The organism is Paenibacillus sp. YN15 (genome assembly GCF_003285005.1).
Lineage (GTDB): Bacteria > Bacillota > Bacilli > Paenibacillales > NBRC-103111 > Paenibacillus_AR.
This window is the reverse complement of sequence record NZ_QMFA01000015.1, coordinates 63364-80164: the sequence shown is the minus strand read 5'-3', so window position 1 is coordinate 80164 and position 16801 is coordinate 63364. Positions and strand designations below refer to the sequence as shown.

The 16801-nt window shown below is 56.3% G+C and carries 15 protein-coding genes; all 15 read right to left on the bottom strand.

The window, feature by feature from the left end; genetic code table 11:
* Window positions 1–4 precede the first annotated feature (4 nt).
* The 15 genes from DQG13_RS14035 to DQG13_RS13965 all read right to left on the bottom strand — a co-directional run bounded on the left by DQG13_RS14035 (window position 5) and on the right by DQG13_RS13965 (window position 16786).
* Window positions 5–1576, bottom strand: a complete 1572-nt coding sequence (locus DQG13_RS14035; RefSeq protein WP_397333971.1) for an extracellular solute-binding protein — start codon at window positions 1574–1576, stop codon at window positions 5–7.
* 31 nt (window positions 1577–1607) lie between these two features.
* The gene (locus tag DQG13_RS14030; protein ID WP_113020399.1) at window positions 1608–2564 is read right to left on the bottom strand and encodes an ABC transporter permease; all 957 of its coding nucleotides are present in this window, start codon (window positions 2562–2564) and stop codon (window positions 1608–1610) included.
* Window positions 2565–2747: 183 nt separating this feature from the next.
* Window positions 2748–5039, bottom strand: a complete 2292-nt coding sequence (locus tag DQG13_RS14025; protein ID WP_113020398.1) for an AraC family transcriptional regulator — start codon at window positions 5037–5039, stop codon at window positions 2748–2750.
* A 190-nt stretch (window positions 5040–5229) separates the two neighbouring features.
* Window positions 5230–5907 (bottom strand): DUF7002 family protein, encoded by a 678-nt coding sequence (locus DQG13_RS14020; protein ID WP_113020397.1) that lies wholly within the window; start codon window positions 5905–5907, stop codon window positions 5230–5232.
* 362 nt (window positions 5908–6269) lie between these two features.
* Window positions 6270–7028, bottom strand: coding sequence for an AAA family ATPase (locus DQG13_RS14015; protein WP_397333970.1), 759 nt, complete (start codon window positions 7026–7028; stop codon window positions 6270–6272).
* 620 nt (window positions 7029–7648) lie between these two features.
* Window positions 7649–8545, bottom strand: a complete 897-nt coding sequence (locus DQG13_RS14010; protein ID WP_113020396.1) for an alpha/beta hydrolase — start codon at window positions 8543–8545, stop codon at window positions 7649–7651.
* Between the two features lie 242 nt (window positions 8546–8787).
* Complete coding sequence (locus DQG13_RS14005) at window positions 8788–9504, bottom strand: class I SAM-dependent methyltransferase (RefSeq protein WP_113020395.1); 717 nt, start codon at window positions 9502–9504, stop codon at window positions 8788–8790.
* Between the two features lie 440 nt (window positions 9505–9944).
* Window positions 9945–10514 (bottom strand): hypothetical protein, encoded by a 570-nt coding sequence (locus DQG13_RS14000; RefSeq protein WP_113020394.1) that lies wholly within the window; start codon window positions 10512–10514, stop codon window positions 9945–9947.
* Window positions 10515–10587: 73 nt separating this feature from the next.
* Complete coding sequence (locus DQG13_RS13995; protein WP_113020393.1) at window positions 10588–11685, bottom strand: AI-2E family transporter; 1098 nt, start codon at window positions 11683–11685, stop codon at window positions 10588–10590.
* 130 nt (window positions 11686–11815) lie between these two features.
* On the bottom strand, window positions 11816–11998 hold the full coding sequence (locus DQG13_RS13990) for a hypothetical protein (RefSeq protein WP_113020392.1): 183 nt from the start codon (window positions 11996–11998) through the stop codon (window positions 11816–11818).
* 93 nt (window positions 11999–12091) lie between these two features.
* Window positions 12092–13276, bottom strand: coding sequence for a Gfo/Idh/MocA family protein (locus DQG13_RS13985; protein ID WP_113020391.1), 1185 nt, complete (start codon window positions 13274–13276; stop codon window positions 12092–12094).
* A 117-nt stretch (window positions 13277–13393) separates the two neighbouring features.
* A complete protein-coding gene (rbsD, locus tag DQG13_RS13980) occupies window positions 13394–13780 on the bottom strand; it encodes a D-ribose pyranase (protein WP_113020390.1) in 387 nt (128 codons plus the stop codon).
* Window positions 13777–13986 (bottom strand): hypothetical protein, encoded by a 210-nt coding sequence (locus DQG13_RS13975; protein WP_113020389.1) that lies wholly within the window; start codon window positions 13984–13986, stop codon window positions 13777–13779. The genes rbsD and DQG13_RS13975 overlap by 4 nt, the downstream gene beginning before the upstream one ends.
* Window positions 13987–14433: 447 nt before the next feature.
* Window positions 14434–15921 (bottom strand): sulfatase family protein, encoded by a 1488-nt coding sequence (locus DQG13_RS13970; protein WP_113020388.1) that lies wholly within the window; start codon window positions 15919–15921, stop codon window positions 14434–14436.
* 28 nt (window positions 15922–15949) lie between these two features.
* Window positions 15950–16786 (bottom strand): carbohydrate ABC transporter permease, encoded by an 837-nt coding sequence (locus DQG13_RS13965; RefSeq protein ID WP_113020387.1) that lies wholly within the window; start codon window positions 16784–16786, stop codon window positions 15950–15952.
* Window positions 16787–16801: the final 15 nt, after the last annotated feature.

The following is a 16801-nucleotide window of genomic DNA, read 5'->3' as shown; positions in this document are numbered from 1 at the left end:
TCGCTTATTTCCCGGCTTTTCTGGCCTTCCAGGCCGTGGTATATTCCTCCATCACCTGGCTGCCTCCCCGCGCCTTCCACTCCTCGAATAATTTGTCGATGCTGTCCACGGGTGCTTCGCCCATGATGATCTTGGCGATTCTGTCGGCAACAAACTTGTTTAGGTCCGCACCCTTTTCGGCCATGGTTTTCGAGTAGAGACCTTCAATCGGGTTCAGAAAAGGAGAGCCTTCCATCGCCACTTTAAAGGAAGTATCCCGCATCTTCCGGGTTTCCTCCGTATCCGTACCCCCGTATATCCATTCCCCCGCTGCCGGAGGATTGGTAAGTCCATAGCCGCTTGGTCCCTCGGCCTTGCCCAGGTCGGTGAGAGTTTTTACTCCATTCTCAGTTTTATGGTGAGTTCCCTCAATCCCCCAACGCATAAACGTTGCTCCTTCATCACCGATCATATCGTCAAGCATCTTCAGAATCCTTTTCACCTTCGCCTCATCCTTGCCTGCTTCGGTGGAGATGGTGAACACGCCGAAGTACCCGGGGAACTTCAAATAACCCTGTGTGCCGTCTGCATTCTTCAGCGGAGGCAAGGCAACCAGTTCGAATTTGGGATCAACCGCTCTTGCCTTTTCATAACGTGAAGTGGAGTAGAACGTATAGGTGCTGCTGCCGTTGGCCGCGGCTTTTCCCAGGATGAAGTCATCCTCCACCTGCTGATCCTTCTTGATGGCGAAATCCTTGGCGATGATGCCTTCCTTGTACAGCTTGGCATAGAAGCTGTAGGATTCCTTTGCCTTCGGGGCAAATTCCAAGGGGATAATTCCCCCCTTGCCGTCCTCGATCCAAGTGTTGGGAGCGCCGGAACCGCCATGCATGCCCGTGGTAACAGCGTTTACCCCGATTAAGCCGTTGTCGCCCATTCCCATCGCCAATCCATAGGTATCCGTCTTGCCGTTGCCGTCAGGGTCCTTCTCCCTGAATGCCTTCAGCACTGTATACAGTTCGTCATACGTGGTCGGAACAGAGAGCCCCAGCTTATCCAGCCAATCCTTGCGCATCACAATGGTATGGCCGGGTACCCCTCTCAACCGGGGAATGCCGTAGATATGGCCATTGTAAGTTAACACCTTTTTGAGATCCTCCGGTATTTTGGCGAAATTGGGATATTCCTTGGTATCCTCCAGGTATTTTTCCAAAGGAATAAATTGGTTGTTGTCAATGGCGTTGAAGTAGATATTATCCAGGCCGGGAAACAAGAGCGTATCCGGAATATCGCCCGATGCCAGCGTTACCCCCAGCTTGTTGTTGTACTCTGCGGCCGCTACAGGAATATATTCATATTCGATGTTGTAGCGTTCCTCCAGCGCTTTTTTCCCGGAGCCGTTCTCCGGCGGTGCTGTGCCGTAGAGGATATTCATCGCCCGGATCTTCAGCTTTTTTTCCGCTGCGGGAGAGGCTTTGCCGTTGGCAGGGGAAGCCGCGGACCCGCTAGGTTCGCTGCCGCCACCGTTGCCGGAACAGGCAGACAACACGGATAGGGAGAGAATCATACTGAGACCGATTTTCAACTTTTTATACAAAATGGACACCCGCTTTCACAAGTTATACTTATTAATAGATGCCTTTCTCGCCAATTCGCCGCGCCAGAGTATTGGCCGAAACAATCAACACCATCCCCACAACACCCTTCAACAGCCCCACCGCCGTAGTAAAGCTGAAGTTGCCGTTCACCACGCCCACTCGGTAGACATAAGTCTCCAGCACCTCGCCCACCTGGGATACCGAGGAATTGAGCATCAGGTACACCTGCTCGAAGCCCACATCCAGCACACTGCCCAGCCGCAGTATGAACAGCATCACAATCGTTGATTTAATGCCCGGCAGCGTAATGTGCCAGATCTGCCTAATCCTCCCCGCTCCATCGATCTTCGCTGCCTCATACAGCTCAGGGTCAATCCCGGTCAGGGCGGCCAGATAAATAATCGTGCCCCAGCCGGATTCCTTCCAGATCACCTGCAGCACCAGCATCCCCCGGAACGTGTCCTTGTTGGACAAAATATTGATAGGGTCCAGCCCCCAGGATGCGAGCATCGTATTGATCGAACCATCGCTTTTGAACAGCAGATAGAAGATGCCCCCAACAACCACCCAGGACAAAAAATGCGGCAGGTACAAAGCGGTTTGAATGAACCGTTTGATCAGCGGACTGGCTATTTCGTTGATCATGATTGCGATCACAATCGGAATCGTGAAGGCAAATACAATCTGGTAGAAGCTGATGATGATCGTGTTCATAAAATAGCGCCCCACATCGGGACTCTCAAAGATGCGGCGGAAATGATCCAGCCCAACCCAGTCGCTCTGCAAAAAACCCTTGGATGGCACATATTTCTGGAATGCAATGACCACACCCAGCATGGGCACATACTTATATATCAGCAGATACAGGATGCCGGGCAGTGCCATTAGCCACAGATACCGCTCCTTTAATATGCGTCTGGCCAGTCGCGTTCTTTTACCCGCCGCCTTTGTTTCAACAAGGCAACCGATCTGATTTTGCGCTTCCATGTTTTCTCCCCCCCTTCTGTGGACTCATCGTAACGGATGGGGGAGATGGGCTCAATACACCATATTTACAGTAATCCCCCAGAAGTGAAGCGAAGCTCTGAAGCGGATTTCGGGTACTTTTCGGGGAACCTCCTGCAAAAAAAGGGTGTTTGGCAGCCGGGAGGGTTGCCTATTTTGCAATATTTATTCTTTCTCCTGCAAAAGCTGCTTCCTGTAGCTGCCCGGCGTGATGCCGGTTACTTTTTTGAACAGGCGGATGAAGCTCTTCACCGAGCCGTACCGCAGCTTATCCGAGATGTCCAGCACCTTCAGCTCCGGGTTGGCGAGAAGCTCCTTGGCAATGCCTACCCGGTAGTCGATAACATAGTCGACGAAATTGACGCCCTTTATCTTTTTGAACAAACGGCTGAGCTGGAAGGTATTCAGGGAAACCAGGTCCGCGCACAGCTGGAGGGATAAATCCTCGTCATAGTGGCCGTGAATATAATCCGTCACCTGGGCAATCAGCTGCTCCTCATGGCTTTCCTTGGCTGCTTTGCCTGCAACGGTGCGAAGACGCTGGAACAACCCGGTGCGGAAGAAGGCCTCCACCTCCTGAAGGGTCCGCTGCTTGGCCAGCTCCAGAATCCACTCCTTCACCGGCGCGTCCGCCAGCGCCCGCCCATCATGCTTGTCTGCCGCATTCCACAATTTCCCGGACAGGCCGGCGAAATATCCGAACATCTCCTCGGGCAGCAGGGAATAATTGTCCCGGATCAGCTCTATCAGCTGCCTGAAGCGCTCCTCCGAGGCCTCGGGACGTCCGGATTCCAGTTCATGCAGAATATCCGCTTCATAAGCCTCCAGCTCATCGGCCTCGGCAGAGTAGGAGGGGTCCAATTCATTGCACAGGATCACCTGGTTATGTCCGTAAATAAAGCTGTAGGTAAGCGCCTTTATCCCTTCCGAATACGCGTCGCTTAAGCCCGTCAGCCCCCCGGGGGAATAGCTGGCGGAGATGACGCAGGGCAGCTTCAGATAGGTGCGGATGGCATCCAGCACCGCTTCTCCCCGGCTGCGGAGAGCCGCTGTTCCGGAGGAGTCCCCGGTCTCATGAATAACGGCAAACAAACCAGGCCGCATCATCATGATTTTCACGCGGCCATGGCTGCCAAGGACTTCCTCCGTAATATTTTGCACCGCAAAATAGTACAGAAACTGATCATTCCGGGAGAACTGCTGCTCCAGTTGGAGCTGGTCCAGCTCCACCAGATAAAGAGCGATTTCCCCTCTATTGCCGAAATCCAACTCTCCATGATAGTGGGAATCCTTGAGGTTGCCCAGCAGAAGCTGGAACAGCGCATGATTCTGCATCTCCGCCATGGATGCCTGGAATCTCTCCTGGAGGGCTTCATTGTCCTCCTCCACCGAATCGATATAGCGGGCAATCAGCCGGAACTCATTCTTTTCCTTCCAGGGTTTGCCGTGGCTGAAGATCCTTTTGGTCAGCCGCTGGATGGGTGAATAGAGGCTTTTGCTGGCGGCCACCGCCAGGGCCAAGGCCAGGATCACCAGCCCCAGGCTGATGAAAAGCAGGATATTGCGCAGATGTACCGACGGCTGGGTCAAAAGCTCCAACGGCACCGCGGACACATAGAACCAATCGCGGTACGGGGAATACTGGCCGTTAATCAGCGACCGGGTGCCGTTCAGGTCAATTTCAAACTCGGCTTCCTGCGCCCCGTCGCCGGAGGGCAGAGCCTCCAGAAGCCGGGAGGAGGTTTCGACGGTCCGCCCGATCCGCTCTGTGCGGGAGTCCATCAGCACAGTCCCCTGACTGTCCAGCACGAAGTATTCGGTCCGCGGGTCCTTGGCATTTAGCATGGTCCGGCTGATGGCCTCCGCATCCAGATAGACAATAATCGCTCCTTCGATCTTCCAGGTTTGTTTGTTCTGGATGGGGCGGGTATACGCCAGCATCCGTCCCGGCAGCCGCCCGTTAATATTGACTCTGGTGTTGACCCAGGTGCCGTTGACGGCATCGCGGGCATTCTTCAGCACCTCGGGGTCTTGAAACTCCTGCTCGCTCAACACCCCCTGGCCGGGTGTAAGCAGCTTGCCGTAGGTGATGTTATAAAAATCGATCTCGGCCACATGATTCAGCCCGCTGCGCAGATTGTTCAAGGTATTGTACAGATCCCAGATCATGGAGTAATTTTCATAGCTCAGATCGGTCTTTACAATCTGGTTGAAAATCGAATTTTGATAGGAGTATTGCAATAACAGATTGTCGATTTTCTTAAACTCGCCGTTCATTTCCTTCTCCAGGTTTTTGAGGATGGAGGCATTGCTGGAAAAGGTCATCTCCGTCACGGTTTGGCTGCCGTATGCCGCCGCGAACCAGCCCATCAGGGCTACCGGCACACTGGACAAGAGCGCCAAATAGATCAGGAATTTCATTCTGACAGATACCGAATAGGCAAATTTGCGCTTCATTCTATTCTCCCCTTATGAGCGTTGCAGTCTCCTACACTTCTCTTCTGCTGCATGCATCCGCTTTTATTGTAGCCAATCCCTTCCGGATTGGGCACCCGTCTCCACGCAAAAAAGCACTCCCACTTCTTGCAGGAGCGCCAAAAAACCCGTAAATATTGGGTATTGCACGAAATAGGGAGCGGGAGGAGAGCTACAAGGCCTCCAAAGGCTGCCGCAGATGATCCCAGTCCGCAGGCAATTCTTCGTCCGCATCCGAGTAAACGGCACGCAGCAGCTGCGAAACTCCGCTGACCTGGCCGTCCACCAGCACCTCCTTGATTTCCGGAACGGAGGCAGGTGTATCCGTCCTGACGCTGCTGCCGAACCGGTCCAGGGGCAGGAACATTTCCGGGCTTTTGCGGTAGGAGCACCGGTGGGGGAAGCGGGGCGAGCTTCCGGAGTCGTACTTGGTAAGCCGGGCGGAAGCGGAATGGGCAGCCAGCAGCAAGCGAGTGTCCAGCGCCAGCACGCAGAAGCGCCCGGCAGGCTCACGCCGTCGGTATACCTGCAGCATCTGGCGGCAATCCCTGGCAGTCGGCCAGAAAAATACATGCCGGTTCAGCCACCAGCGGAACTCCTCCTGGCTTACCCCCTCTGCCATCATGCTGTCGGCAATGCGCAGATGGGGATTCAGGACGGCCGAGGCCTCCCCGTTGTTTGGGGGAACCTCCACGGGGCTTGTGCGCCGCTCGCCAGTGGATTGGGGATGCAGGACACTTGCGGACAACAGGCTGTTGGTCCGGATGATGGAGGCCAGGTTGGCAATCCGGGTGAAATGATAAAGAAGCGGCCGCAGCCGGGTGATCTTTTCAATGATGGCTTCGCTCATGTTGTCCCCCTCCCGCCCTCTTAGAATACACAGCTGCAATAGCGGAAATAACGGAAGCAAGTTTCCGCTATGCTCCGGTTTTGGGTGCTCATACAGGAATAACGGAAGCAGGCTTTCGCTATTCCTGCCATCCCCCCACTTTTTCGGAGCATCCGGGAGGTTTAGCGGAATTTCCTTTGCGTTATTCGCCGCATAACCCCCAGCAGAGCAGCAATAATGGAAATTCGCTTCCGTTATTCTGTCACATCCTCGCAACACGTACCCGCGCAAGCCGCGCCTTCATCATCTCTGCGCTGAAACCCGCCATTGAATCGCCAGCTGCTCAATCATTCCGCCTGTGCCGGAACGACCTTGCGTTTGCGCTATTCCAGCAGCTCCCGCAGCATACGCTGCCGGTTATTGACGAACTCTTTTGTAATCAGGAAATGGTCCGTCTCCTCCAGCGTCTTGACCTCAATGCCGTTCTCCCCCAGATCATAGAGGATGGAGTCGGGATAAGCCATCAGAATGGGGGAATGGGTGGCAATAATAAACTGCGCGCCCTGCTGCACCAGCTGGTGGATGCGGGAGAGCATGGACATTTGCCGGGAGGGGGACAGGGCAGCCTCGGGCTCGTCCAGAATATACAGGCTGTTGCCGCGGAAGCGGTGGAGAAAAGTGGCGAAGAAGGATTCCCCATGGGACTGGCGGTGCAAAGAGGTGCCCCCATAGGATTGGATGATGGGCGGTCCGAAGGAGGGCTCCCGGTCCAGCTCCTCAATGTGAGTGGCTACATTGTAGTAGCTCTCCGCCCGGAAGAAAAAACCGTCCTTGGCCTGCCTGGCGCTGCGCACCAGACGGATACGGTCATACAGAGACGAATGGCTATCCCAGGTGGAAAAGGTAAAATTGCGCGTCCCGCCCTCCGGGTTAAAGCCCCAGGCTGCCGCAACCGCCTCCAGAATGGTGGACTTGCCCGACCCGTTTTCGCCGACAAGATAGGTCACTGCCGGATGGAATTTCAGCTTGCCCATCTGCCGGACGGCAGGCAGGTGATACGGGTAGCTCCGTTCCGAGGGCGCCTGCCCTGTTTTCCATTCCACCGCCCGCAAAAAAGCATCCCTGTGTGCCACCAACTCCAACTCCTTTTTACCTGAAAAATAAGGCCGCCGCTGCGCCGTGCTCCACCTCTACGCCAGCAGGGGCGATATATGCTGCTCTGATCAACCGTTGCTCTATGCTGCATAATGAATGTCTTCCCATCCGCTGCGGAGCGCAGCGGTTCTTCGCTTAGAACCGAGCGGTCCTTCGCTTACGGAACTCAGAGGCTCTTACACGCCAAAATTCGGCCTTCCTGCGAAATAACGGAACTGAAACACCCTTATACAGCCTTCGAATCGCAAAATGGGGGCAAATACGGGTTCTGGAAACTTTAAGGGACTCACAGTTCCGTTAATTTCAAATTTGTGCCCAAACGCGCTCCTAAGAGCTTCTGAGTTCCGTCCCCATCCTACCTCTGCATTCTGCCTCCTACCTTCCGCGTCCTATCGTACACCTACATCCTGTCTCCTGCATCCCCCGCTCTGCCTCTCGCCTTCCTCATCCCGCCCCTCCATCCTGCATCCTGCCTCTGCATTCTGCCTCCTACCTTCCGCTTCGCCCATCGCATCCTGCCTACCACATCCTTCATCTTTCATCTCGCAGCCGTTAGCCATAAACCCTGTTGGATTCCATTGTACGTCAATTCCCGCAACCGTGCCAATCAGCTCTCCGTGCCGTAACCGTGCTCCGCCAAAAACCCTGCGGTCAGCGTCATAATCCCCTCCACTACCTCGTCGGGAGACTTGTAGTTGGTCAAGGCAAAAGCATGCTGGAAGCCGGGATGCATCACCAGCCGCGCCTCCACTTCAAGCTCCTGCAGGCGCGCAGCATATTCGGCGCTGTCCTCCGGAGGAACCACCGTATCCTCCAGCCCGTGCACCGCCAAAGTGGCAGGATGCGCGCCGGTCAGATGGAGAAGCGGCGACAGCTCCCGGGCCCGAAGATGCCGCGCCAGCCACCGGTCTGCCGTCGAATCATCGCCGGAAACAGATTCGCCGGGCTGCTCCACTCTCATTTTCCACTTGGAGAGCAGTTGGGTAATGGGATTGTACACCACCAGCAGCTCCGGCACACAGGAAACGGCCACATCGGCTTCCGCCTCCTCCACATGGCCAAGAGCCGTTACGGCGCAAGCCAAATAACCGCCTGCGGATTCGCCGGACAGAACGATCCGGTCCGGATCGCCGTTCCATTGGCGGGCATGGCGGCGCACATAACGGACAGCGGCCTTGCAATCCGCAATACATTCCGCAAGCGTCGCTTCTCCGTAAAGAGGCGCACCGTCCTCCCCCGTTTTCATCAGCCGGTAGTCTACGGTGAAGCAGGCAAACCCTCTGCGCACAAAATAGCGGCAGTAGGGCAAGAGCATCTCCGCGCTCCCTCCCGTAAACCCGCCGCCATGAATAAAAATCAGGCACGGCGCAGGAACTGCCACTGCCGCATCCGCCGATGCAGGCTTCATCGCCAGCATACGCAATGCCGTCCCGTTCCGCGTGCCATAGATGACGGTTTCCGCTTGGTCTTCGGGCAAAATACTCCAATCCTTCGCAATTTCCATGGGCTTGTTCGGACTCCCTTTCGTTGTAGCAGACTAAGGGTTATCGGTAACCCTGATATGTCTACTATAGCATACGGGTTCTATTCATGGCGGAAATTTTCACCGGACCTAAAGACTGCCCACCGACCGCCACTCCTCACAAATCAGGTTACGCCCGGAGAAAACCGCGCTATTGGCGCATCCCGCAAGCACCTCTGGCCGGGTGGCCGGAAGCGCTGCGTCATGACCAACCTTCATCCGGATTATCCCCGCTTCCGCCACAGAGAGGCTGACAGGAAAGGCACACCAAACATCCTCTCGGCTCCATCGCATTCCTTCATCGCCCTAAATTCAACAAGCTCGAAAGCATCTCCCATGATCTGCAGCAGCTTCTCCCGGCTGTATGCCTGGCCGCCCTTCATGCTCCGCTCCCGGTAAACCTCCCAGTCCGAATGGTCAAGAGCCCCGCCCATCTCTGTAAACCCGGGTGCAAAGCAGGTTAATCCGAAATATCCCTGCGGCTTGAGGGCTTGGCGGATCATCTCTATGTACCCCACTCTCCGGTGCGGCCACAGATGATGCAGGCAGCCTGAGTCATAAACCAGATCATAAACCTCTTCCACCTGCATGCCATAGACCGACTTGCATTCGAACCGGATACGGACCTGCCGTTCCGCCGCCCGTTCCTTGGCCCAAGCTATTGCCTCCTCAGAAATGTCCACGGCATCCACCTCGTATCCGCGCAGGGCTGCGTAGATGGCATTCCGCCCCGGCCCACAGCCCAGCTCCAGCATCCGTCCGCCCTTCAAGCGGCCGGACTCGGCATAAGCCACCAAATTTTCATCCGGATGCTCCACAAAAAAAGGAATCTTCTTGGCCCTGTCCTGATAGAACCGGTCCCAAAACGGCGCAGGCTCCCGCATAAGCGAATCCAGCATCAACAGCACATCTTCGGAACTGCAAATCATTTCTGCGGACATGTGCAAACAGCCTCCTACTTCAACAGCATAATAGCGGAAAACAATAGCATACCCAGCATCACAGCCATAAAAAAATAGTTTCGGATACATACATATCTCTATTTTACCACATTGATCCATTCCTGAAGTAAAAAACGCCTGCGGCGTCCTTTGGGGCTGCGCGTTTATCCAGACATTTGAGTTTGACGGACTGTGGTTCCGCTAATTCACTAAAATCCGCCTTTTTTTCTCCCCCGCGGACTCACGATCCGTTAAATCTGAAAAAGCGGGGGATTCCACGCTTCCGGAGCAAAATAGCGGAACGTCTGTCCGTGTAAATCCGAAAACGGACCATATTAGGAAAATAATGGATTATCTGTCCACTCAACTGTGACGAAAAAAACAGCACTCCAGCAGCCCGTCAGGAGCTGAAGTGCTGTCCGGCTTTCTCTGCCTCCCCCTTACTCCGGGGCGGACTGGCGGATATCCAATCTGGCGGCAACCCCGGCAGGACTGGCAGCTGTTCTCGCCCCTTCAAAGTTAAAGGCGATGATCACCACATCATTCCGGCCTCTGCGCAGGAAGCTGGCAATGTTGAAGGTGCGCCCCGGATTAAAGTTGGAGGTCTGATTGGTCGGCCCGTCATAGACCAGCGGCACGCCGTTGATGATGACTGTGGCGTAATTATCCACGGCAAGAAACAACGATGCGGAGAGAATCCTTCTCTGCTGGGAGAGGGTGAACCGGGTGGAGACAATGGCATTTTCCCGGCTCAAATTGCCGGAATACCAGACGTAATTGGCATTGGCTACGGCCACCCAATCGGGATGGCGCTCGATTACCGCCGCATTAAACCAATTGCCGTCCGTGCCGATGGATATCGTCCGCTGGGTAATAACCGGCGTGCGGGCGGTGTGGAATTTTTTCACCTGGTTCCGGTACATCTCCATCAGTTGACTCTTGGGCAAGCCTGCACTGCGGGGCCTGCGGATGATTTTCCTGGCAATGGCAGTGCCTGGACGTGCTTTCATCTCAACCACTCCTATCATTATATGAATGCAACACATAGCATCATATGAACGATAGAAGCCAAACGAACATGCGTTAGCCCGAAGGCTCCTCCTGAGCCCTCGCCTTTTTCCATTGCAGCAGATGGGTCAGCACAATCTTGAAGACGGCATACACGGGTACGGCAAACAACAGCCCCAACGGCCCCATAAAAGCTCCCGCCGCCAGCAGCAGCAGAATGATGGTCAGGGGATGGATATTCAGCCCTTTTCCCACAATCCACGGGGACAGGAGATTCCCTTCCAGCTGCTGGGCGATAATCGTGACGATCAGCACCTTGAGGGCAAGGCCGGGCGAATGGGACAGGCCCACAAGAACGGCCGGAACCGCGGCCAGAAAAGCCCCGATATAGGGAATTACATTGGTCACCATGGAGATCAAGGCCAGAATAATGGCAAACTTCAGGCCAATAATCTGGTACCCGATCCACAACAAAATCCCCACGCATACTGCCACCGTAAACTGGCCGCGGATAAACAGCCCGATGGTTCTGTCCAGATCCTCCAGCAGATGGCGCATCCGCTCGCGGCGCTTCTCCGGAATCACACGGAGGAAGCCCTGAAACATTTTGTCCCCATCCTTGAGAAAATAGAACAGGATAAACGGCACCATCACCAGCACCAGCACAAAGTTCACCACAACCCCCAGAAAACGGGAGAGATAGCCGCTGGTCAGATTAAGCAGGCTCATCCCGATTTCCGAGGCCCGGGCCGCCAGCTCATCAATGTTAATGTTGGAGCTGTTGAGCAGGCTGGCAAACCGCTCCGATTGAATAAGCTCGTAGCTGCCGGTGACCGCATTCTGGATAAAGCCCGGCAGGCTAGCGGTCAGTTGGCCGAATTGCGCCTGAATTTTGGGCCCGACTGTAACCATAAGCAGGGTCAGCAGTCCGATCAGGACCAGATACACAATCAGAATGGCAATGACCTTGGGCACCTTGCGGGCTGCCAGCAGCTTCACCGGAGCGCGCAACAAGAAGAACAGCAGTCCGGCAATAATCAGCGGTGTCAGCAGGGTTTGAATAATCGTGATCAAAGGGCTGAGGAACACATAGTTGATCTGGGAGCCCACCCATATCAACAGAAAGGCCAGCAGGAGCCAAAGCCCTGCCCGAAACAGCTTATGGTCCGGCATAGATGCGGTTCTCCATTTTCGTTTATTTGGGTAAAAACACAGTCTGTGCTATTTTACGTCTTTTCGGGGAAAAAGGATTCAAAAAAAAGGAACAACCCTAGCAGCGGTTGTCCCTTCACATGATGAAAGGCTAGATGGCGCGGGCCACTTCGTTGGCTTCCGCCACAGCGTTCAGCGCTCTGCGGGCGCGAACCGCATCGCCGATGACATGGCACGGGATGCCCTTGGCGTTGCAGTAGGAGGAAATTTCCGCTAAATTCCGGGATCTGGCGCCGATGGCCACCACCACCGAATCACAGGGATACTCCGTCAATTGCCCCTTGCTCTCAATAACCACCGCATTGTCTTTGGATTCGTCTGTTCCATATTATAAAGACTAGCGCCGCCTTTCACAATGGAGAGCTCTTTAGTCGCAGCGCACCTCCACCCAGCCTCCGGCCCGGTGGCTGGCCAGCACCGCCTCCGTAATGCACATGGCCCGGTGGCCGTCCGCAAAGGTGGCGAAATCCCCCTGATCCCGCAGCGGGTCCTTCCCCTCCCGGATAAAGGAATAGAAGTGGAACATCATATTCCGCAGGGAATCGGGCCAGCCTTCGTTATGGCCGCCTGGATAATGAGGGGAGGCCAGGGCCTCCGGGGCGAACAATGCCGGATCGGACAGGAGAATTTCATTGGGCCGGTCACGATGCCCCACCCACAGCTTCTCCGGCTCCTCCTGGTTCCAGAAGGCGGATTTCAGACTGCCCGCCAGCTCGAAGGTCAGGCGGTTTTTGCGGCCGGCGCTGACCTGGGAGACAGTAAAGGCACCCTTCCCCCCACCGTCAAACTGCAGCAGGACGGAGGCATAATCCTCGGTGGACACCGCCACCGTTTCCCCCGCTTCGTCCATATCCGGCGCGCCATCCTCTGCCGCTTCCGGACGTTCATAAGTATCCCGTTTGCGCGCCGGTTTGGTCCGTACCGGAAGCACAGTGGACAGATCCGCACAGACCCGGGTAATCTTCTGGCCGGTGACGTATTGCACCGTGTCGCACCAATGGGACCCGATATCCGCCACAGCCCGGGATTCACCGCCGATGGCCGGGTCCAGCCGCCAATTATAATCCGTGGGAAGCAGCAGCCAGTCCTGGAGATAGCTGCCGTGCAGGAGATGAACCTTTCCCAGCTCCCCGTTTTGGACCATATAGGCCAGCTGCTTGATAATGGGATATTGCCTGTAATTGAAATTGACGCCATGCGCCACCTTGTTCTCCCGGGCCAGCCGCAGCAGCTCTTTGGTTTCCCAGGTTGATATGGCCAACGGCTTCTCCGACAGAATATGCTTGCCGCTTAGGATCACTTCCCGGTTAATGGGAAAATGCAGATGATTGGGGGTACAGTTGTGGACCACCTGGATGTCCCGGTCCTGGAGCATCTCCTCGTAGTGGGTATACCAGCGGGGAATGCCCAGCTCTCTGGCATTGGCCTCCGCCGACTTGGCATTAGGCTCCACCAGGGCGACCACCTGAACAAAGCCCAGCCTCCGGACAGCCTCAATATGAGCCAGACCAACGAAACCGGTGCCAATTACACAAGCTTGAATAGGTTTCATGACAAAAGGCCTCCTTGTGGCAAGATAGGAATCTTTACCCCAAAAAGGCTGCGTTGGAATCTCGGGCTGTATCCGCCGCGGAAACCGGCTGTGTATGGGTAAACGCCAGCAGGCAGCTTAGCCGGACACAAGGATGACGTTGGCGTAAGGGATTGCGTCCCCTGTCTTGATGACGGCGCGGGATTCCGGAGCGATCTGCTTAAACTCCAGATGCGGGACAGCACGGATATGCACATGGGGAAACCGCTCCTGCAGCTCCCGGTAACGCCCGGGGCTGGCCCCTTTCATCTCCTCTGCAATAATAACCGTGTCGATGATGAATTCCCCGTCGATGGCTGCCAGCACATCCATCACGGTAGGAATCCCCGCTACCAGCCCCAGGTCGATCCGCTCCACGCCCATAGGCACCGGAAAGCCCCGGTCGCTGATGGTAATCAGGTCCGTATGTCCCGTCTCCGACAAAAGCCTGCTTATACCGGGATGAAGAATGCCGCCTTTTCTCATGCCTTCCGTCCCTCCTGCATTACCCTGGACCGCTGCTCCAGCGTAATACTCTCGCTTACTGTAGGCGCCGGGCGCTTGTAATAGAACCTGTCTGTCCCGTTAGCCGCGGGCACAACGGACACCAGCTCCCAGCCCTCCTGTCCCAGCTGCGCCAGCTCCTCTTCGGTATGGGAGACGAGATACTCCCATTTCAAACGCTTCATCATGTATCCTCCTCCTGCTTTCCTGGTTCCCGCCCTGTTCACTCTTTACGGACGGTTCGCGTTGAGTTATCGGTAACTCCAGCCTAGCATCTGGTTGTCCGTTATGTCAATGGCTATCGGCCGCTGGGCAAACGGATTGAGGTTCCGTTATTTCGCGAAAAACCGGCGTTTTGGTCTCTACGCGGACAGACGATCCGCTAAGAGTCGCAAAACAGCCGGTTTGGTCGTGCAGTAGGGCAAATAAGGAATCCAGGGTCCGCGAAATGCTCAAAATGATGAAAATGCGGACAATAACGGATCGTCAGTCCGGATAGCAGGCATCGGCTGCTTCAAACGTGGGAGCTGCCCCAAACTTCACCGGGAAGGAGCTTCCGGAGCATGTCCGCCGTTGCCTACGCTTCGGGTATACGCTGGCGCCGCCTGGCTGGGCTGCTGCCCGGCCCCGGCGGCCTAAAAGCGCCGGTTGGCCTTATGCGGCACAGCATCGCAAGTCTCCTGATAAAAACTCAGGAGCCGCTCCTTCAGCCCGGCCAGCACCTCCGCCAGAGCCGGATCGCCGATCCGGTTTACCGTCTCGCCGGGGTCCTGCTCCAGATCGTAGAGCTCATCCTGCTCATAGACCCGGCGCACATACTTGTACCGGCGGGTGCGGCACATCACCGCCTTGGTATGCTCCGGCCCTTCCTCCCGCTGGAGCTTCAGCCTGGGCCAATACAGCCCATGGGAAACCTCCAGCCCGCCTGACGATGTGCTCTCCAGCTCCATGGCCTGGGTTTCGCCGTGGAGACGGCCTCCCTCGCAGAACACCGCATCCCGGTGCTCCGACCTTTCCCCGGCCACAAGCGGTCCCAGGGAACGCCCGAAGTGGGTATGGGCCGGCGCAATCCCGGTGAAATCCTCCACGGTGGCCGGGAAATCGATCAGCTCCACCAGGGCGTCCCGGACCCCGGGTTTCACCTTCCGGGAAGCGGGCGGCTTCACGATAAACGGCACCCGGGTCAAGCAGTCCTCGAAGGTGTTCTGCGTTTTTTCCACCAAACCGAAATCTCCGGTAAAATCCCCGTGGTCCGAAAAGAAGAACACCGCCGTGTCGTCATAAATCCCCGCCTCCCGCAGCGCCTCCAGCACCAGGCCAAACTGGGCGTCCACCCGGGAGCACATGCCGTAATAGGTGGCGCGCAGCTCATCCCACCGCTCCTCGGTCCAGCCCTGGAGACCCTGCCCCTGGCTGATTCCCTTCAGGATGCCGGGTTTGCCCTGCCAGTCCTCCGGGGCGGGAATCCGCGGAGGCAGCTTGCTACGGTCGGTCACGCTGAACCACGGCTCCTCCACTCCATAGGGCGGATGGGGATACAACAGAGGAAGATACAGGCAGAGGGGCTTGTCCTTGGGGCTCTCCCGGATGAAATCCGCCGCTCCCCGGACAAGCGCCCAATCCATGTCATAGTAGCTTTCCTCGTCCTCCCCTTTCTCCAGCCGCCCGGCATAGAAGGAGTAGTAGTTGTCCCCGTCGGGGGCTCCCCGCCAGCCATCCGCCCCGTGCAGATTGGTTTCCGGGCGGGGCAGCCGCTCCGGCCTGTACTTGATGTCGCAATAAGCGTCAAAGCCGGTTTCCGCCGGGACCAGATCATTTTTGCCGCCCCACCAAACGGTGTAGCCCGCCTCCTTCAGCGTCCGCAGCAGCACCGGCTCATCCGGCTGCATCATATGGTACATGGTGCGGTGGCCCCGCACATGGGGATACCAGCCGCTCATGAAGGAGCAGCGGCTTGGGGTGCAGACCGGATTCTGGCAGAAGGCGCTGCTGAAGGAAACGGCGTCCGTCTCCACCAGCCGGTCCAGATTGGGCGTCACCGCCGCCGGATTGCCCAGATGCCCCATGACGTCGCTGCGCCATTGATCCGGATTGAATATCACAATATGGGGTTGTTTGCCCATGTTCTTTTTCCTCCCCCGGCCCCCGGTTTCAGCCCTTAACGGCTCCCGAGATGCCCTCGATAAAGTAGCGCTGGAACACCACAAACACCAGCATCACCGGCAGCAGGGAAATGGAGGCCCCGGCGGTCATTCCCGACCAATCCACCGTATGCTCCCCCGCAAAGGAAAACATGCCCACCGCCAGCGTTCGCAGCTCCGGCTTGTTCAGCGTAAAAATCAGCGGCACAAAAAATGAATTCCACGTCCAAATGGCCTGCATAATGGCCGTGGTAGCGATAATCGGCTTGGACAAGGGCAGCATGATCCTGGCGAAGGTCCCCACAAAACCGTTGCCGTCCATTTCCGAGGATTCCTCCAGCTCCTTGGGCAAACCCTGAAAATACGACATGTACAGCAGAATAAACAGCACATGGGCTCCGGAGGATTCCGCCAGTATCACCCCGGGCATGGTGTTCAGCAGCCCCAGCCCCTTGATGATCTGATAGATGGGGATAATAGTGTAGCCCTTGGGAATGAACATGGTGGCCGTCAGCACCGCAATGCACACCGTCCGTCCGGGAAATCTCACCCGCCCCAGGGCATACCCGGCAAGCGCGCATAAGATGACCACGATGGCAACGGTGGCTCCCGTGACGATAACCGAGTTCAGGAAATAATCGGAGAACCCGCCCACCCGCCAGGCCCGGGCATAATTTTCCCATTGGGGGGAGGCGGGCAGGAGCCGGATGCCGGCTGTCAGGTATTCCGTATTGGTTTTGAGCGAGGAGAAAATCATCCAGACAAAGGGATAAATCCACACCGCCCCCGCAAGCAGCAGCAGGAGATGGGTCAGAGCCTTTGCGGAAAATACTTTACGAGTAAGCATGGGCCAGCCAGCATC